The sequence below is a fragment of the Ruminococcus sp. D54t1_190329_F1 genome, from assembly GCF_015551645.1.
GTDB lineage: Bacteria > Bacillota > Clostridia > Lachnospirales > Lachnospiraceae > Blautia_A > Blautia_A faecis.
In genome coordinates, this window is the sequence record NZ_JADNDC010000039.1 from 1 (window position 1) to 24,569 (window position 24,569).

Annotated in this window: 20 protein-coding genes, 1 tRNA gene, 1 rRNA gene and 1 riboswitch; all 22 genes read right to left on the reverse strand. The window is 42.4% G+C overall.

Annotated features, from left to right (window positions below; genetic code table 11):
* Positions 1-67, reverse strand: a 16S ribosomal RNA gene (locus I2D69_RS15825); the annotation flags it as partial.
* 342 nt (positions 68-409) lie between these two features.
* A tRNA-Ser gene (locus tag I2D69_RS15830) sits at positions 410-497 on the reverse strand.
* A 184-nt stretch (positions 498-681) separates the two neighbouring features.
* Positions 682-1,419, reverse strand: a complete 738-nt coding sequence (locus I2D69_RS15835; protein ID WP_148463031.1) for a lysophospholipid acyltransferase family protein — start codon at positions 1,417-1,419, stop codon at positions 682-684.
* 125 nt (positions 1,420-1,544) lie between these two features.
* Positions 1,545-2,102 (reverse strand): hypothetical protein, encoded by a 558-nt coding sequence (locus tag I2D69_RS15840; RefSeq protein ID WP_148463032.1) that lies wholly within the window; start codon positions 2,100-2,102, stop codon positions 1,545-1,547.
* A gap of 15 nt (positions 2,103-2,117) precedes the next feature.
* The gene (gyrA, locus tag I2D69_RS15845) at positions 2,118-4,670 is read right to left on the reverse strand and encodes a DNA gyrase subunit A (protein WP_148463033.1); all 2,553 of its coding nucleotides are present in this window, start codon (positions 4,668-4,670) and stop codon (positions 2,118-2,120) included.
* A gap of 15 nt (positions 4,671-4,685) precedes the next feature.
* Complete coding sequence (gyrB, locus tag I2D69_RS15850; protein ID WP_148463034.1) at positions 4,686-6,608, reverse strand: DNA topoisomerase (ATP-hydrolyzing) subunit B; 1,923 nt, start codon at positions 6,606-6,608, stop codon at positions 4,686-4,688.
* Between the two features lie 255 nt (positions 6,609-6,863).
* Entirely contained in the window at positions 6,864-7,709 is an 846-nt protein-coding gene (gene rsmI, locus I2D69_RS15855) for a 16S rRNA (cytidine(1402)-2'-O)-methyltransferase (protein ID WP_118580874.1), read from the reverse strand.
* Between the two features lie 52 nt (positions 7,710-7,761).
* Positions 7,762-8,502 (reverse strand): tRNA1(Val) (adenine(37)-N6)-methyltransferase, encoded by a 741-nt coding sequence (locus I2D69_RS15860; protein WP_148463035.1) that lies wholly within the window; start codon positions 8,500-8,502, stop codon positions 7,762-7,764.
* Positions 8,495-9,394: a stage 0 sporulation family protein gene (locus tag I2D69_RS15865; protein WP_118580868.1), complete on the reverse strand. Its 900-nt coding sequence runs from the start codon at positions 9,392-9,394 to the stop codon at positions 8,495-8,497. Before I2D69_RS15865 ends, I2D69_RS15860 begins: the two co-directional genes overlap by 8 nt.
* A gap of 1 nt (position 9,395) precedes the next feature.
* Entirely contained in the window at positions 9,396-10,385 is a 990-nt protein-coding gene (holB, locus tag I2D69_RS15870) for a DNA polymerase III subunit delta' (RefSeq protein ID WP_118580865.1), read from the reverse strand.
* A 235-nt stretch (positions 10,386-10,620) separates the two neighbouring features.
* On the reverse strand, positions 10,621-11,184 hold the full coding sequence (locus I2D69_RS15875; RefSeq protein ID WP_330638286.1) for a hypothetical protein: 564 nt from the start codon (positions 11,182-11,184) through the stop codon (positions 10,621-10,623).
* 38 nt (positions 11,185-11,222) lie between these two features.
* Positions 11,223-12,821, reverse strand: a complete 1,599-nt coding sequence (locus I2D69_RS15885; protein WP_243243841.1) for an aminotransferase class I/II-fold pyridoxal phosphate-dependent enzyme — start codon at positions 12,819-12,821, stop codon at positions 11,223-11,225.
* Between the two features lie 27 nt (positions 12,822-12,848).
* Positions 12,849-13,538, reverse strand: a complete 690-nt coding sequence (locus I2D69_RS15890) for a response regulator transcription factor (RefSeq protein ID WP_118580859.1) — start codon at positions 13,536-13,538, stop codon at positions 12,849-12,851.
* Entirely contained in the window at positions 13,535-14,683 is a 1,149-nt protein-coding gene (locus tag I2D69_RS15895) for a HAMP domain-containing sensor histidine kinase (RefSeq protein ID WP_187565413.1), read from the reverse strand. Before I2D69_RS15895 ends, I2D69_RS15890 begins: the two co-directional genes overlap by 4 nt.
* A gap of 272 nt (positions 14,684-14,955) precedes the next feature.
* Complete coding sequence (gene metK / locus I2D69_RS15900; protein ID WP_118580856.1) at positions 14,956-16,155, reverse strand: methionine adenosyltransferase; 1,200 nt, start codon at positions 16,153-16,155, stop codon at positions 14,956-14,958.
* A 144-nt stretch (positions 16,156-16,299) separates the two neighbouring features.
* Positions 16,300-16,401: riboswitch (SAM riboswitch) on the reverse strand.
* A gap of 152 nt (positions 16,402-16,553) precedes the next feature.
* On the reverse strand, positions 16,554-17,846 hold the full coding sequence (locus I2D69_RS15905; protein ID WP_118580853.1) for a UDP-N-acetylglucosamine 1-carboxyvinyltransferase: 1,293 nt from the start codon (positions 17,844-17,846) through the stop codon (positions 16,554-16,556).
* A gap of 143 nt (positions 17,847-17,989) precedes the next feature.
* On the reverse strand, positions 17,990-18,505 hold the full coding sequence (locus tag I2D69_RS15910; protein WP_330659856.1) for a shikimate kinase: 516 nt from the start codon (positions 18,503-18,505) through the stop codon (positions 17,990-17,992).
* A gap of 60 nt (positions 18,506-18,565) precedes the next feature.
* Complete coding sequence (locus I2D69_RS15915) at positions 18,566-19,180, reverse strand: flavin reductase family protein (RefSeq protein ID WP_118580850.1); 615 nt, start codon at positions 19,178-19,180, stop codon at positions 18,566-18,568.
* Positions 19,181-19,292: 112 nt separating this feature from the next.
* Complete coding sequence (locus I2D69_RS15920; RefSeq protein WP_148463040.1) at positions 19,293-20,960, reverse strand: putative manganese-dependent inorganic diphosphatase; 1,668 nt, start codon at positions 20,958-20,960, stop codon at positions 19,293-19,295.
* A gap of 149 nt (positions 20,961-21,109) precedes the next feature.
* The gene (locus I2D69_RS15925; protein WP_173771296.1) at positions 21,110-22,015 is read right to left on the reverse strand and encodes a S1 RNA-binding domain-containing protein; all 906 of its coding nucleotides are present in this window, start codon (positions 22,013-22,015) and stop codon (positions 21,110-21,112) included.
* Positions 22,016-22,542: 527 nt separating this feature from the next.
* On the reverse strand, positions 22,543-22,992 hold the full coding sequence (locus I2D69_RS15930; protein WP_118580844.1) for a DUF1002 domain-containing protein: 450 nt from the start codon (positions 22,990-22,992) through the stop codon (positions 22,543-22,545).
* 685 nt (positions 22,993-23,677) lie between these two features.
* A complete protein-coding gene (gene rsmA / locus I2D69_RS15935; RefSeq protein ID WP_195380220.1) occupies positions 23,678-24,553 on the reverse strand; it encodes a 16S rRNA (adenine(1518)-N(6)/adenine(1519)-N(6))-dimethyltransferase RsmA in 876 nt (291 codons plus the stop codon).
* Positions 24,554-24,569 lie beyond the last annotated feature (16 nt).

Below are 24,569 nucleotides of genomic sequence, written 5' to 3' on the forward strand. Positions count from 1 at the left end.
GTTCGACTTGCATGTGTTAAGCACGCCGCCAGCGTTCATCCTGAGCCAGGATCAAACTCTCTGATAAAGTGTTTGATGTACTCAAGACAACCAACTAGCTTAGTTATCTCTCGTCATTACTGTTATAAAAAGTTCATTCATTTGAATGATGATTCGTTAAGAATTTTCGAGAATCGTATGTGTTTCACTGTTTAGTTATCAAGGTTGTTTCGCTGTCATTTCTTTGCGACAGCTTGTTTATTTTACCTCATCTTATTTTGTTTGTCAAGAACTTTTTTAAGTTTTTTCAAAATTTTTTTGATGAAGTTTTTTGTCTTTGTTGACGACTTGTCTACTTTATCACAAGTAGGAAGCTTTGTCAACCACTTTTTTAATTTTTTTAAATTTAAAATTCAAAAAAATTAAAAAACGGAGAAGGAGGGATTTGAACCCTCGCGCCGCGTTAACGACCTATACCCTTAGCAGGGGCACCTCTTCGGCCTCTTGAGTACTTCTCCAGTCTCCGAACTACTTAACCAATGTTAAATTGTGGAGTTGCGCATCTTTTGTAGCGCATTTGTTATTATACTTAAAAGATCACTTCTTGTCAACATCTTTTTTAAGTTTTTTATTTTTTTATTTTTTATGCGAATTTCGGTGCGAAATCATGCGAATGCATGATTTCTGTGCATCGCGAAGCGGTTACTGGTTACGAAGTGAACAGTTACTATTTTCATTCGCCCGGATAGTCTCTTCAATTCTTCTTTTTACCTCTGCGGCAATCTCAGTTGATTTCATATCTTTATATTCTTCATATTCCATGGGCTTCAGAAAATGCACTTGAACATTCAGCATTTTTGCAGAACCGGTATCAAATGCTTTATAAGAATCAATCAATGCAACCGGTACAATCGGACATTTTGCTTTCATGGCAGCCTTAAAACTTCCGCCTTTAAATTCCTGAGGATGGTTTCCATTTTTGCTTCTGGTCCCTTCTGCAAAAATAAGATAATTTCTTCCTGCTTTTACTTCTTTCGTTACATTAATGATCACCTGCATAGATTGTTTAATATCTTCCCTGTCAATCAAAAATGCTTTCATACATGAAAATACCTGCTTCAAAAACGGTACATTTCCAACTTCCTTCTTTGCAACTACTGAAAAAGGTACCGGGCAGACCTCCATTATGGCAAGCACGTCATATAATCCCTGATGATTCGGATAAAACATAAATCCATTTTGCGAAGGTATATTTTCTACTCCATGACCGTCTATATGAAGATTTCCTCCACGATTAGCTGCATGGTCAATTTTTTTCAACATGGCATAGCGCTGTTCCTCTGTGTATTTATCCACATGCGCAGCATACCAGTTCAGCATAATCCAATAATATGGTACGAATATAATATTCTTCAGTACCATTACAATGATTCTTTTCATTTCCAAGCTCCTTTCCTCTATGCAAAACTCCCCTATGAGATAAAAATATTTTTTCGATCCCATATCAGATCACGATATGAAAAAGGGCCACTGCAAGATTCAATCATCCTGCAGCAGCCTCCCTTCTACTCTGCATCCAGCTTATTCGCAATTTTCTCCTCATACCCCGGGTTCTTTTTGATAAATACATTGTATGCTTTCGTATAAGTCTTATAAGAATCTGCAGTCATAAACTTGGCATAGTCATCTGCAGCCTGATTCCGCAGATCATCTGTGATCTCGGAAGGTGACATTACATAGTATTTACCATCTTTTTTCTCCGTCATATAGGTTCCTACGCATGGATACTCCTGGTCATTTTCCAATACCAGATTGTAAATAATGTACACGTAAGTATAATCGCCGTTTTCGGAAAGAATATCGCACTGTTCTACTTTTACTTTTGTTGGATTATGAGCAGCAAAATATTTTAAAGTAGCATCAATCTCATTCTGTAGAAGTTCATTGGTATCCTTTTCCTGAGAATAACACTGCTTCACCTTCTTCTCACTTCCGCTTACGTAATTCTTTATAAGAGCTTCCACTACTCCCTCCGGCGATTTATGATTTACACCGCATCCGGACATTGCCATGATAAGCATCATGGCAACACCCAGGATTAAAATTCTGGTTCTTTTTTTCATACTTCACAGATTCCTTTATTCTGCATCATTTGTCTCCTGTGAATCCTCTTCTTCGAAAACTTCCTCAGTCTCCTCAGTCGGCTCCTCACTGCTGCCGTTCTCCGTATTTCCTTCTGCTTTCTCGCGAACCTTGGCAAGACTTGCCACTGTTACACCCTCATCCAGATTGATCAGCTTCACTCCGGAAGTGATTCTTCCAAGAATAGAAATTCCGGCACAGGTAATACGAATAATGATTCCTTCTGTAGTGATCATCATAATCTCGTTTTCTTCATTGACAGCTTTAGCACCAATCACATTGCCGGTTTTCTCGGTGATCTTGTAACACTTCACACCCTTACCACCACGGTTCTGGCAGGTAAATTCACTCATAGCTGTACGTTTGCCCATACCATTTTCAGATACTACAAGCAGGTAATCTCCCTGAGAATTCAGCTGCATTGCCACAACCTCATCTCCAGGATCAAGATTCATACCACGAACACCCATGGAGCTTCTTCCTGTACTTCTTACATCAGTCTCCTTGAAACGGATGCACATACCGTCTTTCGTTACAAGCATAATATCTTTTGTATCGTCTGTAGCCTTAACTTCAATAAGCTCATCATCATCACGAAGTGTGATTGCCACAAGACCTGTCTTACGTACATTTGCATATTCTTCCATAGGTGTCTTCTTCACAAGACCAGCCTTAGTTGCCATAACCAGATACTTGCCTTCTTCGAATTTACGCATAGGAATAACAGATGTAATGCGCTCACCTGGCATAAGCTGCAGAAGATTGACAATTGCAGTACCTCTTGCAGTTCTTCCTGCCTCAGGGATCTCGTATGCTTTCAGCCTGTATACACGTCCTGTATTGGTAAAGAACATCAGATAATGGTGAGTAGTAGTCATAAGCAGTTCTTCAATGTAATCGTCATCGATGGTCTGCATTCCCTTGATTCCACGTCCACCTCTGTTCTGGCTGCGGAAATTATCTACAGTCATTCTCTTGATATAACCAAGTTTTGTCATAGTAATGACAGTATTTTCCCTTGGAATCAGATCCTCTGTGGAAAGATCATAGACATCATATCCGATGGCAGTTCTTCTCTCATCGCCGTATTTGTCAGCGATTGCAAGGATTTCTTCCCTTACAACACGAAGAAGGAGATTTCTGTCTGCAAGAATTGCCAGGAATTTGCGGATTTTCTCCTCTAATTCTGCATATTCTGCTTCCAGCTTCTCTCTTTCCAAACCGGTGAGAGCTCTCAGACGCATATCTACAATAGCCTGAGCCTGCACATCCGTCAGTTCGAATCTGTCCATCAATTCCTGCTTCGCAATCTGAACGTTGCGGGCAGCACGAATGATCCTGATAACTTCGTCGATATTATCCAGGGCTTTCAGCAAGCCTTCCAAAATGTGGGCACGTTCCTGCGCTTTATTCAGATCATATTTGGTTCTTCTGGTAACAACGTCCTCCTGATGAGCCAGATAATGCTCCAGAAGCTCTTTCAGATTCAGTACCTTTGGTACAAGACTGTCTCCCTGAGGTACCACACAAAGCATGATAACGCCAAAAGTATCCTGCAGCTGGGTATGCTTGTACAACTGATTCAGAACAACATTTGCATTGGCATCTTTACGAAGGTCAATACAAATACGCATTCCCTCACGGCTGGAATGATCATTCAGGTCGGTAATTCCATCAATCTTTTTATCACGGACAAGCTCTGCGATCTTCTCGATCAGCCGGGCTTTATTTACCAGATATGGAAGCTCCGTAACGATAATACGTGATTTTCCATTTGGTAAGGTCTCAATATTTGATACTGCACGTACACGGATCTTGCCGCGGCCTGTGCGGTATGCCTCCTCGATTCCCCTTCTTCCGAGAATAGTGGCTCCTGTAGGGAAATCTGGGCCTTTTACAACGTCAAGAAGCTCTTCAATTGTGGTTTCTCTCTGCTCCTCGATGGTATTGTCAATAATTTTTACAACAGCATTAATAACCTCACGAAGATTGTGAGGCGGAATATTGGTAGCCATACCAACAGCAATACCTGTAGTACCATTGACCAGCAGGTTCGGGAACCTGGAAGGAAGCACCTTTGGCTCTCTCTCAGTTTCATCAAAGTTTGGCTGGAAGTCTACAGTATCTTTATTAATGTCAGCAAGCATCTCCATGGAAATTTTGCTCAGGCGGGCCTCAGTGTATCGCATAGCAGCTGCGCCGTCGCCGTCAACAGAACCGAAGTTTCCATGTCCGTCAACAAGAGTATAGCGGAAAGACCAGTCCTGTGCCATATTTACAAGTGCTCCGTAAATAGAGCTGTCACCATGAGGATGATACTTACCCATGGTATCACCAACGATACGGGCACATTTACGATGTGGCTTATCCGGACCGTTGTTCAATTCGATCATAGAATACAGCACTCTACGCTGTACCGGTTTCAAACCATCTCTTACATCAGGAAGCGCTCTTGAAGCAATAACGCTCATAGCATATTCGATGTAAGATTCTTTCATGGTTTTCTCCAGATCCACATCATGGACCTGGTCAAAAATCTTGTCATCCATATTGTTCTATCTCCCCTAGATATCCAGATTCTTTACAAAGCGTGCATTCTCTTCGATAAATTCACGTCTTGGTTCTACCTTGTCACCCATAAGTGTGGTAAATACAAGGTCAATTTCGGAGGTAGCTGCCTCATCCATTGTAACGCGGAGAAGAATACGCTTCTCCGGATCCATGGTAGTCTCCCAAAGCTGCTCTGCATCCATCTCTCCCAGACCTTTGTAACGCTGGATCTTATTGTTGGAGTCTCGTCCTATCTCTGTAAGGATGGCGTTCAGCTCATCGTCATCGTAAGCGTACCATACCTTCTTGTTCTTCTCGATCTTGTACAGCGGCGGCTGTGCCAGATATACATAGCCCTGCTTGATCAGTTCCGGCATAAATCTGTACAGGAATGTAAGAAGCAGTGTGGCAATGTGGGCACCGTCAACATCGGCATCAGTCATAATGATGATCTTGTGATATCTCAGTTTGGAAATATCGAAATCATCATGAATACCGGTGCCAAAGGCTGTGATCATAGCCTTGATCTCTTTGTTTGCATAAATCTTGTCCAGACGGGCTTTCTCTACGTTCAGTATTTTTCCACGAAGAGGAAGGATAGCCTGTGTAGCACGGTTACGAGCTGTCTTCGCAGAGCCACCCGCGGAATCACCCTCTACGATATAGATTTCGCAATTCTCCGGATTCTTGTCCGAGCAATCGGCAAGCTTGCCTGGAAGGGACATACTGTCAAGGGCAGACTTCCTTCTGGTAAGATCTCGGGCCTTACGCGCTGCCTCTCTGGCTCTCTGGGCAAGTACAGACTTCTCTACAGTTGCCTTGGCTACAGCAGGATTCTGTTCCAGAAAAATCTCCAGCTGTTTGCTTACAACACTGTCTACAGCTCCTCTGGCCTCACTGTTGCCAAGTTTCTGCTTCGTCTGGCCTTCAAACTGCGGATTGCCAATTTTAACGCTGACAATGGCTGTCAGGCCTTCTCGGATATCATCACCGGAAAGGTTTGGCTCGCTGTCCTTGAGAAGCTTATTCTTTCTGGCGTAATCGTTAAATGTGTTTGTAATGGCATTTCTGAAACCAGTAATATGGGTACCGCCTTCAGGAGTATTAATATTGTTTACAAATCCGTAAGTATTCTCTGTATAAGAATCATTGTGCTGCATGGCAACTTCAACCGCCACACCGTCCTTCTCACCCTCGCAGTAAATGATCTCCGGATAAAGAGCTTCTTTACTTCTGTTCAGATAAGTTACAAATTCACGGATACCACCTTCATAGTGGAAAGTTTTCTCCCTTTCCATACCTTCCCGCTTGTCAGTAAGAATGATCTTCAGACCTTTGGTAAGAAAAGCCATTTCACGGAGACGCTGTTTCAGGATATCGTAATCGTATACAGTCTCCTCGAATATCTGCTTGTCCGGGAGGAAAGTAACAGTAGTTCCGGTAGAATCACCACATTCTCCAACTTCCTTAAGCGGATACATTGTCTTACCACGCTCGTAACGCTGCTCATATCTCTTTCCATCTCTGCAGATTGATACTTCAAGCCATTCAGAAAGTGCATTAACAACGGATGCACCTACTCCGTGAAGACCTCCTGATACCTTGTATCCTCCACCGCCAAACTTACCGCCGGCATGAAGAATGGTAAATACCACCTCTACAGCTGGAATGCCGGCTTTATGATTGATTCCTACCGGAATGCCTCGTCCATTATCTACAACTGTGATGGAGTTATCAGGATTGATCGCTACATTTATTTCTGTACAGTAACCAGCCAGTGCCTCATCTACGGCATTGTCCACGATTTCGTATACAAGATGATGGAGACCACGGCTGGATGTACTTCCAATGTACATACCAGGTCTCTTACGTACGGCTTCCAGACCCTCCAGAATCTGGATTTGGTCCGCTCCGTATTCTGTATTTGTTTCGCCCATGATATTCCTCCTGTTATGATCTATTAAAAAGTTACAGGAATTTACGGCTCATTTCTGCTGCCAGATCTCATTCCTGTTTTTGCGCATAAAAATACAGATTTATTATAGCACAAAATCCCCGTTTTTGCCAGTTAAAAGCCATTTCAAGATGTAAAAAAAACGGCGTATTTTCAACGGATATCCGTCAAAAATACGCCTTATCTCCCCCTATATGTCTGCTTGTCAGGAATAACACCTGCCAGAACAGTTTCTTCTCTATTTTTGCAGCAAAAGCGCCTGGTAAATATCTCTTTTTGTCACACCTCGATCCTTTGCAACCATCTTCATTGCCTCTTTGCGTGCGATCCCCTGATTCTCATAAATCGCCATATGTTCCTCAATGGAGATGTCTCTCCAGGATTCCTGTGACTCCTGTTCCATTTCCTTTCGGCTTCTGCCCTCGATCACCAGGACACACTCTCCAAGGGGCTTCTGATCTTTGTAAAAAGCAATCAGATCTTCGATTGTTGTCCGAAATGCCGTTTCATACTTCTTGGTAAGCTCACGGCAAAGAGTCATTCTGCGGTTTCCAAGAGCCTGGTACAATTCCTGCAGGGTACCAACCAAGTGATGGGGTGCCTCATAAAGGATGATGGTGCGGGTTTCGTTTTTCAACTCTTCCAGAATGGCTTTCCTCTCTTTTTTATCCGGAGGTAAAAAGGCCTCGAATGCAAATCTGCGGGTGGAAAGTCCGGACAGGGTAAGAGCCGTGATGCATGCTGCCGGGCCTGGAAGCGAAGTTACTTCAATTCCGGCATCGTAACACATAGCAGCCAATACTTCCCCTGGGTCAGAAATTCCAGGTGTTCCCGCATCTGTGATCAGAGCCACATTCAGACCCTCCTGCATTTTCTCAATGAGGGTGTAGGCTTTCTCCACTTTGTTGTACTCATGGTAACTGGTCATTGGAGTTTTTATGTCAAAATGATTGAGAAGCTTGATACTGTTGCGGGTGTCTTCCGCAGCGATCAGATCCACTTCCTTCAGAACACGGAGCACGCGAAGCGTAATATCCTCCAGATTTCCGATTGGCGTGGCACATAGATATAATTTACCACTCATATTTTTCTCCCTTCTGCAATCATCTGTTTTTCATTTTTTATTTGCGATCTTTTTAAATCATATCGTACATTTCCAGAATTTCCTTCGTATAAACTCCCGGCTTCTCATACACGATCAGCGGTCTTTCCACAGTAATCCGGGAATTGCCGCCTTTCAGGGCTTCTATGAGCACCATATTAGGCTCCCTGTCAATGTATGGATAAACAAGCTGCATACGCTTAGGCTCCAGCTTATATTTCGTCAAAACCTGCATAATTTCTGTCAGTCTGAACGGTCTGTGTACCATGTAAAAACGTCCTCTGTCTCCAAGAAGCTTCGAAGCCTGGCTTACCACATCCTCAAGAGTACAAAGGATCTCATGTCGGGCGATTGCCTTTGGCATATGCGGATTGGTCAGTCCATGCTGCCCGATCATATAGGGCGGATTGCAGGTGACAACATGAAAAGAAGCTGCCCCGAAAATACTGACAGCCTCCTTAATATCACCTTGTCTGATACTGACCCTGTCCTCCAGGTTATTGTATTTCACACTTCTTGCTGCCATTTCAGCACACTCTTCCTGGATTTCCAGACCTGTGAAATGCTCTCCCACAGTCTTGGAAGCAAGGAGTACCGGAATAATACCAGTTCCCGTTCCCATATCGAGAACCTTCTCTCCCTTCTTCACTCTGGCAAACCCAGATAAAAGAACAGCGTCCATACCGAAGCAGAATTTCCGGGGATCCTGAATGATATAATAGCCATTCTGCAGATCATCTATCCGCTCATTCTCCTTCACAAGATCATTAATCATCTAATTTGGAATCTCCCTTTTTATCTTCAAGATCCTTCAGTTCCTTTAATTCCTGTTCAGAGACTTTTACTTTCTTTTTTCTGGAACGGAATTTCAGTTCGCCTACAGGGAATTCCTGAATTTCTTTCTCATCACCAATTTCTACTACTACCTTTACAAGCTGGCGGAGTACATTTACACTCTGTACATTGCCCTGGATTCCGTCTGGAGTAGTTACCGTATCTCCGATTCCCGGAAGTCTGCGATTCAGCTCCTCATAGGTCTCCTGCTCATTCTTCAGACAGCACATCAGTCTTCCGCATACACCTGAAATCTTCGTCTGGTTCAGAGAGAGATTCTGTTCCTTGGCCATTCGGATGGATACAGGTGCAAACTCGGAAAGATAAGTATGACAGCAGAGACATCTGCCGCAGATACCGATTCCTCCAAGAATTTTTGTTTCATCTCTTACACCAATCTGGCGAAGTTCAATTCTTGTCTTAAAAATAGATGCAAGATCCTTTACCAGCTGGCGAAAATCAATTCTGCCGTCTGCTGTAAAGTAAAACAACACTTTATTGTTATCAAAAGTATACTCTGCGTCAATCAGCTTCATCTCAAGTCCATGCTCGCGAATCTTCTTCTGGCAGATCTTGAAAGCGTCCCTCTCACGCTCCCTGTTATACTTCTCTCTTTCATCATCGTCTTTGGTAGCCACACGAAGCACTTCCTTCAAAGGATGTACCACCTGGTCATCCACCACATCCTTAGGTGCAAGCACCACCTTTCCATACTCAACACCGCGGGCAGTCTCCACAATTACATGATCGCCCGGTTTCACTTTATAGTTCTTCGGATTGAAGTAATAGATCTTACCTACATTCCGAAATCTTACGCCTACTACTTTTGCCATTCTATTTCTCCCTGATTGTAAGGAACAGAAGCTCAAGAGCAAGTTCTGTATTTACATTGGCACGAAGACGTACTTTTGTTTTCTCCAGTGCATCCAGAATCTTCTCCAGGTTCTCATAGGAACGCTGGCTTGCCTGTTCCCTTATATAATTTATTTCCTGCTTAAATACAAGATTATCAACTTCCCGTGTAGCCTTAAACATCAGTACATCACGGAACCAGAACTGGAAAAGATCCAGATAGTCACTGATGTTCTGCTTGTCATTGGAAAGCTCCTTGATTGCTTCTGTAAGCTCATATACTTCCATTCCGTCTGCATTCTTCAGGATGCGGAGTGCATTCTGGGTCATATCTGCAAACTCCTGGGAAGTAGCTACCTGTTTCGCTCTGCCAATACTGCCATGAGCATAGGAAGCATCGATCTCAGCCTGATAATCCGGTATATGGAGATGTTCCATCAGGTACTTCTTTACCAGACCGTCATCTACAACCTTCAGATCCAGACGTACACATCTGGAACGAATGGTCGGCAGCAGAGCATCAATATTGCTTGTGAGAAGCATGATAACTGCATATTCCGGCGGCTCTTCAATGGTCTTCAGAAGAGCATTCTGTGCCTGGGGATTCATCAGCTCTGCATTTGCCACAATATAAATCTTGTATGGGCTGCAGTATGGCTTAATATCCACATCATTGATAATCTGTTCCCTGATTTCGTCAATTGTAATCACATTTGGCTTCTCATGGGTCACCATAATGATATCCGGGTGATTCTTACCGATTGCCTTCTTGCAGGAATCACAATGTCCGCAAGGCTCCGTACCGCCCTCTTCACACTGCAATGTCATCGCATAGGTTCCTGCCAGCAATTTCTTTCCAGAACCAGGGTCACCTGTAAAAATATACGAATGGGACACTTTCTCTGTCTGTATGGCATTCTTCAAATGTCTGATTATCTCTTCATGTCCTATAATGTCGTTAAACCCTAACATCGGAATCACCTCACCCTATCATTTTCGCTATTGTCAAAGGCTGCGGTCAGCACCCCTGCATAGCTTATTTTGTACAAATACACTCTAAATGTATTTACCCTTTAATTCTATCATGTACGACAAAATCATGCTATAGTTTTTTGTGAATTTATTCACTTATCAACAAAAAATGTTACTGCGCACTCCGTGACCAGTAACACGCTTCGCGATGCACAGAAATCATACTTTATACTTTTTACGCATGTTTTATATATTCAGCAATTTCCTCTACACATTCCTCCAGATCAACATTCTGGAATTTTCTCGTAATCCCGGCAGCAGCAATTTTTTCTTCGGAAAAATCCTCCTGATCTGCAAGAAATCTTCTGCACATTTCCTCATAGCGGGGTATCTCCTGACCACGCTCTCTTTTCAATGCTCTTGCAAGACGCTCTCCGTCCTCCACTTCGATATAAACAGGGCAAACATTCTCTTTTCCATAGTATTCTCTCATTTTCACATAAGATTCAAGTGTACCGATTCCCATATAGTCAGCATTTTCCAAATCCACCTGACCGTCATCTGCTGTAAAATAGTTCCATATTCCATGTACTGTATGATAAGCTCTGGCCTCGATCAGATTTCCGCTGCTTCGAAATGCTTCCAGCTTTTTATCATCCACGAAATAGTACTGTTTACCATTCTCTTCCTCTGCACGAATTGGACGGGTAGTATAAAGAACCAGTTTCTTGAGTCCCAATCCCTCATGTGCTGCCAGCCTGGCATATATATGATCCTTACCAGACGCGCTTTTTCCCATAATGTAAAATATTTTTCCCATAATGTATCAGGCAGGGGTTACACCTCTGCCTGCTCCTTTACTACGCTTATTGTTTCGTTATTTTCTCCGCAAAGACCGTGAAGATTCAGTCCCTGCTCCATATATCTTCTCACATTCCTTGTAAAAAGTCCAGTAATCTGTTCGCCTGGAACAATAATGGGAATCCCCGGCGGATAAAGATATACAAATTCTGCGGCAATTTTCCCTGCACTTTCTTCCAGAAGACAAAGCTGGGATGGGGCATCCATTGCCCTGGAAATGGACATAAGCTGCTTCATATGACCACACTTGCAGGCATATTTTTTATTTCGCAAGCCATCGCTGCGGGTATCCTTTTTGTCACAGCTTTCACAATCTTCAGAATTACATTTAACACAATTCTGCCTTTCCACTTTCGGTACATAATCTGAATTTCCAACAGCTATTTTCTCTGTTATATTCCTGCTCTTCTCTGCCAGTTCAGCTTCCTGCCTGTCGATTTCTTCTATAGCTTTGCAAAGTCTCCGGAATCCTTCCCTGGTGTCTCCAACTGCTGCCAGTGCAAGCACATAATTCTCTGTAGTCATCTCAACTTCCAGATGATATTTTCTTCGAAGGATTCCCGCAAGTTCCGGACCATTTAAACTGCTGTGCAATGTGGACAGAATCAGCTTAGAGCGGTCATAATCAAATATTTCTGTTGTGCCCTGTTCGTCCTTTTCTTCCCCAGTCTCTTCCGGTGTCTGTAACAGACGTATATACCTGCGCTGACCAAGCTGTCTGCGGGCGGCTTCCAGATTTTCCGTAAATTCATCAAATAATCGTCCGCTGTCTTTTTCCAGCTTCGCTACACAGGCATCCAGACTGGACATAAGTATATAAGACGGACTGCTGGTCTCATAAATTCCAAGAAATCTGCGGATCAGCTTCTCACTTACACGTTCACTGCACAGATGAAGCACTGCAGTCTGGGTCATGGCCGGCAATGTTTTGTGAAAGCTCTGGATCACCACATCTGCTCCCAGATCTGTTGCTGAAACAGGAAAATAGTCAGAGAATCTGAAATGAGCACCGTGGGCTTCATCCACGATCAGCGGAATTCCATGTTTGTGGGCAGCCTCCGCAATCTGGCGCACATCTGAAACCACGCCATCATAAGTAGGCGATGTAATAAGTACCGCTTCGATTTTCGGATTTTCCTCAAGATATCTTTCCACACGTGATACGGAAATTGAACCATTTATCCCCAAATCGTTGTCAGATTGTGGATAAATATATGTGGGAACCAGTTCCCGGAGGTATATTGCGTGGTAAACAGCCTTATGACAGTTTCTGGCCACCAGAATCTGTCCACCCTTTTTCACAGATGCGGAAATGGCAGTAAGAATTCCTGCCGTACTTCCGTTGACACTGAAAAAACTTTTCCTGGTGCCGTACATTCTGGATAAGGCATTCTGCGCTTCAAGTAAAATTCCCTCAGAATGATGCAGATCGTCGAATCCGTCTATTTCTGTAATATCACGTTCAATAGGAAAATCCCCCTCTATGCACGCCTTATTCCGCTTGTGACCAGGCATATGGAAAGGATAAAAGTCGGATTTGCCGTAGTTCTCCAATTCTTTATATAGTCTTCTCATCTTACCTCTCAATTTTCTCAGAAATTATCACACTTTAAATCTGTATCCCACGCCCCAGATGGTCTCGATATACTGCGGCTTGGCATTATTATACTCAATTTTCTCACGGATTTTCTTGATATGAACTGTAACTGTGGCAATATCGCCTACCGATTCCATATCCCAGATTTCCCTGAAAAGCTCTTCCTTTGTAAAAACTCTGTTTGGATTCTGTGCCAGGAATGTGAGCAAATCAAATTCCTTGGTGGTAAAAGTTTTCTCCTCACCATTTACCCAGACGCGGCGAGCAGTCTTGTCGATCTTGATTCCACGAATCTCAATAATATCGTTCTTTTGCGTGGTGGAGCCGATCAGACGGTTATAGCGATCCATATGTGCCTTTACTCTGGCAACAAGCTCGCTTGGGCTAAATGGCTTGGTCATGTAATCGTCAGCCCCAAGTCCAAGACCGCGGATCTTGTCAATATCATCTTTCTTCGCGGAAACCATAATGATCGGAGTATTCTTAGCTTCTCTTACCTGGCGGCAGATTTCAAACCCGTCTATCTCCGGCAGCATCAGATCCAGAATAATCAGGTCAAAATCTTCTTTCAGTGCCATATTAAGCCCCAGATCGCCTCTGTTGCAGATTATAACTTCAAATCCTGAGAGCTCCAGATAGTCTTTCTCAAGCTCTGCAATTGCTTCTTCATCTTCAATGATCAGAATTCTGCTCATTTCATTGGTACCTCCTGGTATTTTCTAAGTACAAAATACATGATCGTGCCGATTCCAAGACGGCTTGTGGCCCATACCTTTCCCCCATGGTCCTCCAGAATTTTCTTTACAATGGAAAGACCGATTCCGCTTCCGCCTTTGGAAGAATTTCGTGAAACATCTGTACGGTAAAAACGGTCGAAAATATAAGGCAGATCCTTCGGGCCAATACCTTTTCCATTGTCCTCAATCTCAATCTGGATAAAATCACCCACATCCTTGATTCGGATCTGAATGATTCCTTTAGGCTTGTCCATATATTTGATAGCGTTGCTGATAATGTTATGGATAACACGGCGGATCTGCTCCCCATCGGCAATTACCATAACATCTTTTTCCACATAGTTGGCATAAACCAGCTCAATTCCCCTGGTCTCAAGTTCCAGACCAACTTCCTCTGAACAATCTTCAAAATAATCTTCCACATTTAGTTTGCTGAAAGTATAAGGAATGCGGTTGGTATCGATTTTGGAATAAAAAGTCAGCTCGTTGATCAGATGATCCATCTCATTTGTCTTGTTGTAGATGGTGCGGACATAGCGATCCATTTTCTCAGGGGTATCTGCCACTCCATCCATGATTCCCTCTACATATCCTTTCACTGCTGTGATCGGAGTTTTCAGATCATGGGAAATGTTGCTGATCAGCTCTCTGTTCTCTTTTTCTATAAGGCTTTTTTCTTCTGTAGATTCTTTCAGACGGCGGCGCATTTCCTCGAAATCCTGACAGAGCTCAGAAAATTCGTCTTTTCCTTCTACATCCAGAACGAAATCCAGGTTGCCCTCTTTTATATTCTGCGTCGCTTTTTTTAATTTAACCAATGGAACGGCAATGCTGCGATATACCCAAAGACCAACTACCAAAGCAACGGAGATCAGGATTACAAACGCACTGATAAACAAATCCTTGGCCATTACATGTACCCTGCCCTGACTGTCGGCTGAGTCTGTTATGGAAATATCATATACTGTTCCATCGCTCTCAGTCACTGCCTGTGCTTTCTGCGCCTGTGACTGGCTGAATCCATACAAAGTGGCGGCAAACAGAAGCAGAGGCATAAGAATGATCATGGTGAATCCCAGAATGATTCTTGTTTTTAGCTTCATAACAGTTCTATCCTTTTTCTTCTTTTTACGGAAATTTTCAACAGCTTCCCTATCGTATGAAACTGCTTCACCGGATTTATATAGATTATAGCATAAAGCTCTGATTTCATCTCTTAATTTTCTATAAAAAATAGCTCGATAATATTCAGTTTTTCAACATAAAAAACCTGGAAAAGACTTCTTCTGCTATATACCAGTCTCTTCCAGGCTCTAACTTTAATATGGAATTTTCAAGCAGGCTTCAATACAAGCCATTTTCTTTTACCCAAATTTTACGCAAGATATTTCTTCAGATCATCAACCTTGTCCAGATGCTCCCACGGAAGATCTACATCTGTACGGCCGAAGTGTCCGTATGCAGAAGTCTGTTTGTAGATCGGGCGGCGGAGATCAAGCATTTTGATGATTCCAGCCGGACGAAGGTCAAAGTTCTCACGGATGATCTCTACCAGTTTCGCATCAGATACTTTACCTGTGCCAAATGTTTCTACATGAATAGAAGTCGGATGTGCAACACCAATTGCATAGGAAAGCTGGATCTCGCACTTGTCAGCAAGACCTGCTGCAACAATGTTCTTTGCAACATAACGTGCTGCATAAGCTGCAGAACGGTCAACCTTTGTGCAGTCTTTTCCGGAGAAAGCACCGCCGCCGTGACGTCCTGTTCCGCCATAAGTATCAACAATGATCTTACGTCCTGTAAGACCGCTGTCGCCGTTTGGTCCACCGATAACGAAACGTCCGGTCGGGTTGATAAAGTATTTCGTATCCTCATCTACCATGTCAGCCGGGATGATCTCATCAAATACATATTTCTTGATGTCTGCATGGATCTGCTCCTGTGTAACATCCGGGTCATGCTGAGTGGAGCAAACAACTGCATCAATACGGCTTGGTTTGCCATTCTCGTCATACTCAACTGTTACCTGAGTTTTTCCATCTGGTCTTAAATATTTCAGAGTGCCATCTTTACGGACTTTTGTCAGCTGACGGGAAAGTTTGTGTGCCATGTTGATTGCGTATGGCATGTATTCTTCTGTCTCGTTGGAAGCATAACCAAACTGGATTCCCTGGTCACCAGCTCCAATAGAGTCAAGCTCGTCCTCATCCATCTGATTCTCTTTCTGCTCAAGTGCTTTATCAACACCCATTGCAATATCAGCAGACTGTTTATCAAGTGCTGTGATTACTGCACATGTATCAGCATCAAATCCGAATTTTCCACGAGTATAACCAATCTCGCGGATTGTCTCTCTTACGATTGACTGGATATCGATATTTGCCTTGGAAGTGATCTCACCCATAACCAGAACAAGACCTGTTGTAGTTGCAGTCTCACAAGCTACACGGCTCATCGGATCCTGTGCAATCAAAGCATCCAGGATGGCATCAGAAATAGCATCACAAATTTTATCCGGATGACCTTCGGTTACAGATTCAGAAGTAAATAAGATTTTTTCTTTGTTTTCCATTCTTTTGTTTTTCCCTTTCTTCGATGGAGCGAAAATTTCCAAAACAGCTAATATCTATCTGCGCTGCGTTGTATGTTTTCCGCGAAAAAAAGAACAGCCCGGACAAGCGGACTGTCTTATAAATGACTTTTTATATAAACAATCCTCTTATTGTTCGATCACTCGCTCAGGTTGGCACCTTCCTCTCTTTCGAGGGGTTGCCGTGGCTTCATAGATCCTATGTATCTCCACCACTCTGAATAAAAGGCTATTCTTCAGTTTTCCTGTTGCAAGCAATACAATATACTGATTGCTTATAATTGTCAATAGACATTTAATGTCTTATGACTATTTTTTGCCAGATTAAGTCTGATGCTTAACAGTTCAAGGCGGTCAGGCTGCGATCTGAAATTAACAATTCACCCTACACGCAGACGGAATTTCTGGATATCCTTCTCACTGGAAACTCTCTCGATCTCTGCGCCAAGGCTGCGAAGCTTCTCTTCGAAGTTCTCATAGCCACGCTGGATGTAAACAATATCATCCACAATGGTGATTCCCTCTGCTGCCAGTCCAGCAATAACAAGAGCTGCCCCTGCACGAAGATCCGGTGCACTTACCCTTGCACCAGTGAGCTTATTCACGCCATCGATAATTGCGGAATTGCCTTCAACCTTGATACATGCTCCCATTCTGGAAAGCTCATCTGCATATTTGAAGCGATTCTCAAAAATACTCTCAGTTACAATACTGGTTCCCTCTGCAAGTGCCAGGGTAACCGCAATCTGCGGCTGCATATCAGTCGGATATCCCGGATATGGAAGAGTCTTCACATGAGTGCGATGAAGTCTGCCCACTGCACGTACACGTACGGCATCATCAAACTCCTGAACTTCACATCCGATTTCCTCAAGCTTGGCTGTAGTAGCTTCGAGATGCTTTGGAATTACATTCTTAACTGTGACATCACCACCGGTAGCTGCTGCAGCGAACATAAAGGTTCCTGCCTCGATCTGGTCCGGAATGATAGAATACTCTGTGCGGTGAAGCTTCTCAACACCCTTGATACGGATCACATCTGTACCAGCACCTTTGATATTGGCTCCCATGCTGTTCAGGAAGTTGGCAACATCTACTACGTGTGGCTCTCTGGCAGCATTTTCAATAATCGTACGTCCTGGTGCAAGAGATGCTGCCATCATAATATTGATGGTCGCTCCTACAGATACTACATCCAGGAAAATATGGCTTCCATGGAGATTTGATGCTTCCGCAACAATGGCTCCATGAAGAATATCAACTTTCGCACCAAGGGCTCTGAATCCTTTCAGATGCTGATCGATCGGACGGCTTCCGATATTGCAGCCACCTGGAAGAGGAACTTCCGCTCTTTTATATTTACCAAGTAATGCACCAAGAAGATAGTAAGATGCACGGATCTTCTTAATGTACTCATAATCTACACTTACATCACCAATGGTAGAACCATTGATCTTAACAGTTGATTTATTGATTCTGTCAACCTGTGCTCCGATGCCAGCTATTGCCTCCAGTAAAACGTTGATGTCTCTGACGTCAGGCAGATTCTCGATGAGAATTGTCTCATCCGTCATAATGGCTGCTGATAAAATAGCCAGCGCTGCATTCTTTGCACCTGCTATCTCTACTTCACCAACAAGCGGATTTCCACCTTTAATCACATACTGTTCCATAATACACCTCTATTATTCTTACTCCGCGAGCCAAAAAGGCTATTGTCAATTTCTCTCCAATAACCTGACAGCCCTCCTCTGATTCACAGTTACTGTTCACTTCGTTCATCGTAACACATTCCGCGAATAGTAACGATCTACAGTTACTTAATAACCCCTGTCTGTAGTGTTTCCAAAAGTGCCTGCAGACTTGCTTCCAAATCTTTCCCTTCTTCATCTACCACAATGTCTGCATATTTCTCGTATAAGGGAACTCGCTCCTCATATAAACTCTTCAAGGTCTGTCCTTCTTTCAGAAGAACTCCCCGCTTCTTAAGATTTCCAAGCCGTTTCTCAAGAGACTCCAGAGAAAGGCTGAGGTAAACTACCTTCCCAATTGATTTCAAGTGTTCCATGGCTTCACTGCAATATACCACACTTCCCCCAGTAGCAATTACAGTATTCTCTGTATCAATCGACGCATTTACGCGATTCTCAATAGCCTTGAAACCTTCTTCTCCTTCTTCATCAATGATCTGATAAAGACGTCTTTTTTCTTCTTTTTGTATTAAAAGGTCTGAATCTAAAAATTCGTATCCAAGTATTTTCGCAAGAACAACGCCCAGTGTGCTTTTACCTGCACCGGGCATTCCAATTAATGTTATATTATTCATTTTCATTCGATACTCCTTTAAATAATAACACATAAGAGCCATTATTGCAATCATATTAAAAAATTGTTACTGGGTTCGGTTTTTTAATGGATGATTTTTAAGTTTCTGATTATGCTTTTTTCCTTTTTTTACGCTATATCCAAAGGTGCCCAGTTTCTTTCCAAGTCCCAGATATTCTCCATGGGAATATACCATCAGTTTTGACTGATTCAGCTGAAATTTATTATTTTTATCCATATAGGCTTCGTCCGCATGCACTGCAACTACTTCCGCAAGGAACATGTGATGAGAACCAAGCTTCTCAATTTTCTTAACTTTACATTCAATATTTACAGGAGCTTCACCGATCATTGGTGCCTTCACTTGATCCGCCTTTTCTTTGGTAAGATGAAGCTCCTGAAATTTATCAACCTCTCTGCCGGACCGCACGCCACAATAATCGGTGGCGTATGCAAGCTCTTCTGTGGTAAGGTTCAGAACAAATTCCTTTGTCTTGCAGATCATATCGTAAGAAAATCTGGTGGGACGAACGGAGATGCTTACCATTGGCGGGTTGGTACACACGGTGCCAGCCCACGCTACTGTTATTATATTATCATTACCCTCGCCATCTGTAACGCTGACCATCACAGCAGGAAGCGGGTAAAGCATATTGCCTGGTTTCCAGGTCTGTTTTGCCATATTTTTGCTCCTCTTTTATGTGAAAATTTCCCGTGCAAAGAACCATCTGCGTTACTTTTCACTTTGTGAGCAGTATCTTTTAACAGCCTCTTTGCCGGGAAAATCTTTATTATCAGTTAAAGTCATTTGCCATGATCTGTGCAGCTTCCATCATAGCCGGGATCATCTGTTTCTTACGGGAAACCACGCCTTTCAGGTGGAAGCACTTATCCTCCGGTTCCTGCTGGAATGCGATTTTTCCCATTTCCTCGCTGCCCTCGCCGTAATAAATTACATCTGAGGACTCGTCCATAATATTGGTTAACATAAAGTAAACACGGGTAATTCCATGGCGTCCGCACTCGCTTACCATAAATGGTTTCAGACGAACTTTGATCTCCTGAAGCTCTTCCTCGTCCATGGAACTGATCTGTCCAACACCAAAAGCCACATTTCCTTCTGCAATAAATTTCTTGTAATCCTGATAGAAAATTTCTTCAGGTGCTTTATCTTTCAGATTGCTTCCAGCCTTAAACATTTCTCTTGCGAAATCTTCAATCTTAATGTCCGCGATCAGTGCAAGCGCACTTGCTGCGATCTTGTCCTGCTGGGTGCAGGTTGGGGAACGGAACATTAAGGTATCGGAAATAATGGCTGCACAGAGAAGTCCTGCAATCTTAGGCGGAATCTCCAGTCGCTGCTCGTCATAAATCCGGTAAAGGATTGTCGCAGTACATCCAACTGGCTCATTTCTGAAATTAATCGGCTTCATAGTTTCCAGAGAACCAAGCTTATGATGATCAATGATCTCCAGAATCTCTGCTTTCTCAATATTATCAACAGCCTGGTCTTTCTCATTATGATCTACCAAAATTACCTGTTTCTTGTGCATGTCAAGGAAATTTCGTCTGGAAATGGTTCCCACACATTTTCCCCGCTTATTGATAACAGGGAATGCACGGTGGCGGTGCTTGATCATAACATCCTGGATATCATCTGTGAAATCCTCAGTGTTGAAAGTTACCAGATTATCTTTTTTCATCACATAATTTACCGGAATACTCTGGTTGATCATGCGGGCAATTGTGTAGGTATCATATGGAGAAGAGATAATGATGATCTGTCTCTCCTGAGCTTTCTTTATTACCTTCTCACTTACCTGAATACTCATTCCTACAATAATGCAGCTTACATTCAGTTCTATTGCCTTTAACTGATCTTCCTCACGATTTCCAAGAATAACCATATCATTTTCTTCGATATAGTTCTTCATTACCTCCGGATCAGCAGTTCCAATAAGGATTTTCCCTTTGGTAAAATAACCGTGACCGTTTCCTTCCACGATTTCACCGTCAAGAGTATCCCTGATCTTGTTATACTGGGTTCTGGCATTTGAAAGAAGATAGCTGTCCTTGGTATCCATGTAAACATCAGCAATATCGCCGATTGTTACAATTCCCTCCAGCTCATCCTCGCTGTTACAGATGGGAAGGGTCACAATGCCTTTATTCTGCATCATATCCCAGGCATTTTTCAGGGACATGGTACGGTCTGCATCCGGTTTTGGACGGATATCCATATCTTTTACCTGCGTTCCGATATTTCCCAGATAAGCCGGTGGCTGTACGCCAAAACGATTCAGTACATACTGGGTCTCTTCATTGATCTGACCGGCACGTCTTGGAATATAACGCTTGGTCTGGGTGGTTCTGTTTTTGATATCTGCGTAAGCAATTGCCGAACAAATAGAATCCGTATCCGGATTCTTATGTCCCATTACAAATACTTTCTGATTCTTCATTCACATTCTTCCTTCCAAAATTCAGCTGACCTCTGCACACTTTTCATCTGTAAATAGAGTTTTTTATTTCGGGTCTACTTTTCAAACACGCTCTACAGAAGATTTTCATTTTGGGCGATTGTCTTAATCGTCCAAATCTGCACTTTATATTAATTCAGTTTAATATTTGCAAATAAAGCTCCCAGAGATGTGGTTGCCTCTTCTCCGGACTGTGGGATTTCAATTTTCTCTTCTTCCACTTCTTTTGCCATCATATCAGTTGCTTCTTTGATACTCAGGCTCAGTTTTCCATCTTTCACTGCAGTTACTTTTACTTTCACCTTATCTCCAACTGCAAGAACTTCTGATGGTTTACGGATTCTCTTTTCGCAAATCTGGGAAATATGTACCAGTCCGGATACGCCGTTTCCAAGATCTACAAATGCGCCGTATGGCTGAAGGCTCTCTACAGTTCCTTCTGTTACAAAGCCTGGCTGGATATTGGAAATTTTATTCTTTCTTTCCTCTTCTGCTTTTTCCCTTAAAATTTCTTTCGCAGAAAGAATCAGTTTTTTGTCCTCTTTATTGACATCGATTACCTGAACCTGGATGTGTCTGTTCAGATATTCGTTGGTGTCTTCTACGTAATTCAAGGCCAGCTTGGAGGCCGGGATAAAGCCGCGCACACCTTCTACATAAGCAACTGCACCGCCGTTTACTACACCTTTTACCACTACATCAAGAACCTCTCCGGAGGCTTTCAGCTCTTTTAATTTGTCCCAAGCCAGGACGTCAGTAGCCTCAACTTTGGATAAAAGGATGTTGCCGTTTCCATCGTCTTTTCTTACGACTGTGGCGGAAACTTCATCTCCAGGGTGTACTTCTTCTTTAACGTTAAAGCCCGGCTCTCTGCTGTAATCTTCTACCGGGATAATACCTTCTGCATAATATTTTAAATCTACAATAATTTCTTTATCATCTACACTCACAACTGTTCCTGTGAGAATGTCGCCTTCTTCAATTTTCTTAAAAGAAGCTTCAAGTTCTGCTTCGTAATCCTTCATTGTCTCTGCCATGACCTAGACTCCTTTGCCCCTGTTTTTGCTTCATTATAGCACACCGCTTATTCGTTGCAAATAAATTTTGGAATGTACATTCGAAAAAACACCGCTCTTTAAGCGTCAGAGTGTAATATCTGGCGTTTAAAGAGCGGCATATTCAGACAAATTTTCCCCAAAATTGTGACGCACATCTTGCAAAAAACCTTTTTCAAACACGCTCCAGAGCGTGCAGATTGCAGGAATACTTTTTCAAATACGCTCTAAAACGAGGAGTGCCCCGGCAGTAGCTGCCGGGGCGATTATTATGAAAAAATTTTATGTGTAATGGTGTCATTACAACGTCTTCTGTGTATGTTCTTTCGAACTGATTATATAGTATCAGATACTTATGAACAAAATACATGCAAATTGTTAACGAATAATGAACATTTGTTTTATTTGCACAATTTCTTCTTTTATTTTCCTCTTTTTTTATAAATTTACCACATTTGCATCTTTACTTTAATTTGGTAAAGTTATACATTTTGCACATTTTACATTTCTCATTCGAATAATCCTTTTACAAATTCGATTAACTTCGACACAAGACCTTTGGCATCATCCTTTGTAACACCCATATCCTGCAGCTTACTGTATACAGAATTTACATCGCTTCTAAGAGCATCTTCGTCAATTTTTGCATCCAGAACCTTGCGTACTACAGAAACAAGGGAATCTACCTCTGAATCAGAAAGAGATACCCCAAAATGGTCTGCTGCCTGAGTTACAGCACTTCGTACCTGGTCATCTGTGATGTTCTGCTGGTCTACAAGATCCTTGGCATACATAATAATGTCTACTGCTTTTCCAGGGTCAGAAGCAAGAAAATCAATTCCACTGTCCAGAAGACTTTCTACTACTTCTGTATCACTGGATGCCATAACCGGCATCGGCATGGAACATGCAAGAACTCCTGCAAGGATAAGTGCTGCTGATTTTTTCATTTTTATCATGATAATTACCTCCTGATTGAATGTTGCTGTTCAAGACTTGCCCAGTAACGATTAAATGTCATCTGTTCAAATCTCTCCAGTAACAATTAAATAGCTGCTGTTCATGGTCTGACCAGCAATAGTTAATATTCTGTTCACAAACTGCTGGAATCTGGTCATATTTATGATCTGATTTCCTCATATCAAGTAATTTTCTTCTGAAATTTAATCAATACCGGAAATAAATCTTCCTCCAGATTCCAGCCCATTATACTACACCTTTTCCTTTTATTTGTAAAATGTATCTAAAAACTTTATAATCTTTTTATAACTAATCTCCAAAAACAGCCCATTTTTCCAGGAAGTTACAAATCTTTTCAAATTCGTTCACTAATTTTTCATAAGATAAACACGATTCTTTCAAACTTTCCCGATATACTAACATCATAAAAATAATAACAGCCAACATTATTTTTATAAAATTTCTTTTTCATATGTCAGTCACCCAAAAGTGATTGACTCTCCTTCCTTTTAAAAAATATATTTGAGACAAAATAAAAATCACCCGTCTAGCCACCGGGTGATTTTTATTGTATAAGATTTATGCAGTAAATCATTTCCGAACATGTGAAGGATCACGGGAGCCGCAACGCTGCGAAGCAATCCGAAGATATCAAGAACGGGGCTTACGCCCCGTTCTTGATATCTATCTCAATTTATTAAATGCGTTTGCAAGATCAGCAAATTCTGCTAAAGTAAGCGCTTCGCCTCTCACATTTACCAGAATTCCGGTCTCTGCCATAGCTTTCTCAATTTCCTCTTTTGAAAAATCAAGCTCCTGGGAGTTCTTCAGTCCATTTACCAATGTTTTTCTTCTCTGATTAAAAGATGCCCGGATCAGCCTGAACATCAGCTTCTCATTGTCCACCTGCACTGGCGGCTCTTCATATCTCACAAGCTGGATAACAGCACTTCCCACCTTCGGTCTTGGCATAAAACAGTTTGGCGGAACATTCGCAATGATCTGCGGTCTGGCATAATACTGAACAGCCAGAGACAAAGCACCGTAATCCTTTGTTCCAGGACCAACCTGCATTCTGTCTGCCACTTCCTTCTGTACCATAATGGTGATGGAAGAAATGGGAACATGGTTTTCAAAAAGTCCCATGATGATTGGTGTGGTAATATAATAAGGCAGATTGGCAACCACCTTGATAGGCTTGCCCCCATTTTTCTCCTGTGCCAGCGCCGCAATATCAACTTTCAGGATATCCTCGTTGATCACAGTCACATTATCCCAGTCTTTCAAAGTATCATTTTCCAGAATCGGGATCAATGTCTTATCAATCTCTACAGCCACCACTTCTCTGGCTGCCTCAGCCAGATACTGGGTCATGGTTCCAATACCCGGTCCGATTTCCAGAACAAAATCATCCTTGGTGATCTTGGAAGCCTCGATTATTTTTTCCAGAACATGGGTATCGATAAGAAAATTCTGACCAAACCTTTTCTGGAAAGCAAAATTATACTTTTGAAGAACTTCAATGGTATATTTCGGATTTCCTAAATAAGGTCTGGTCATATTAATTTCCTCTTTC